This window comes from Caldimonas taiwanensis NBRC 104434 (assembly GCF_001592165.1).
Taxonomy (GTDB): domain Bacteria; phylum Pseudomonadota; class Gammaproteobacteria; order Burkholderiales; family Burkholderiaceae_C; genus Caldimonas; species Caldimonas manganoxidans.
In genome coordinates, this window is record NZ_BCWK01000073.1 from 1 (window position 1) to 1,228 (window position 1,228).

At 75.2% G+C, this 1,228-nt stretch carries 1 protein-coding gene and 1 pseudogene; both read right to left on the reverse strand.

From position 1 onward, the window contains the following. A partial coding sequence (locus tag CTA01S_RS16150) for a hypothetical protein (protein ID WP_062196857.1) occupies positions 1 to 1,040 on the reverse strand: 1,040 nt, incomplete at its 3' end. Then, positions 1,037 to 1,228 (reverse strand): annotated as a pseudogene (locus CTA01S_RS16155) (hypothetical protein); the annotation flags it as partial. The pseudogene CTA01S_RS16155 and the gene CTA01S_RS16150, both read right to left, overlap by 4 nt.

Below are 1,228 nucleotides of genomic sequence, written 5' to 3' on the forward strand. Positions count from 1 at the left end.
GGCGAGACGTCCTGCCGGGTGACCACGCCCTGTGCCGTGACGCTGGGATCGTCGCGCCAGTTGCCATCGGCCCAGACGGGCAGGCCGTCGAGCAGCGGGTCGCCCGCCAGCCCTTCGTCGGGCAGCGGCTCGAAGGCGACCTGCGCGGTGACGGTGCCCGCGACGATACCGGGCACCCACTGCGCGAACTCGGCCGGCTCCACCGCGAGGCCCTCGACCAGGGGCGAGACGGTCGCGCCCGCGGGGACGGCGCGCGCCAGCGGCTCGGTGAGCCACAGTCGATCCGGCTCCACCTCGGTGAGCGCCAGCGCCTGCCAGCCGTCCGGGGCCATCAGCAGCGCGTAGCGCCGATCCGCAGGCCAGTGCAGGCCGTCTTCCTCCAGGCGCAGCTGTGCGGCGGCCGGTGCAAAGTCCGCCTCATCCACCGGCGTCACCGCCAACGCCCGTGCGCCGGTGTCTGCCGCCGAGGTCAGCCTCGCCACGTGCTGCGGCAGCGGCCACCACGCGAGCCGGCCCAGATGGTCGGCGAGCCACTCGGCCACCAGCGCGTCGCTCGCGCGAGCGTGGCCCACGTGGTAGGTCAGGAAGCGCCGCGGCACGCGCCGCAGCCCCTGCCGCGCCTCGTTGCCCGAGGCGAGCCGCACCACGCCGGTCTTCCACTCCAGCCGCTCGATGAGGGGCTCGGCCCAGTCGTGGCGGAAGGCGAACACCCCGCGCGGGGCCTCGGGCCAGGGCGCTTCGCCGAAGGCCTCCATCGCTTCGGCGACCATCGCCGCCGCGGCGGTGTCGCGGCGCAGCACCTCGACGAGCAAGGCGGGGGCGTGCAGCGGCGGCGCGGGCTCGGCCAGCGTCTCGGCCCACAGCGTCGGCAGATGAGCGCCTGGCAGCGGCCGGGCCGAGGTCTCGGCGAAGGCGGTGGCGGCCAGCGCCCCGAAGGCCGCGCGCGAGATCGACTCGGCCCGCTGTTCGACCACCTGCGCCATCGCAGCGGGTTGGGCGGCGGCCTCTGCCAGGGCCTCGGCCAGCACACGCTCGGTCATGCCGACTCCACGCCGAACTCGGCGGCGTTGAAGGCGGCCTCCGTCCACTGGACGTTGCCGTTCGGGTCGCGCTCGAACATCGCCGTGTGCCAGGCCAGTTGCTCTTGCAGGACGATGTGTGGCCCGACTGCGGTACTCGCGCCGCTGGCCGCGAGCCCGCGCACGCGGCCGCTGCCCGCATCCGTTTT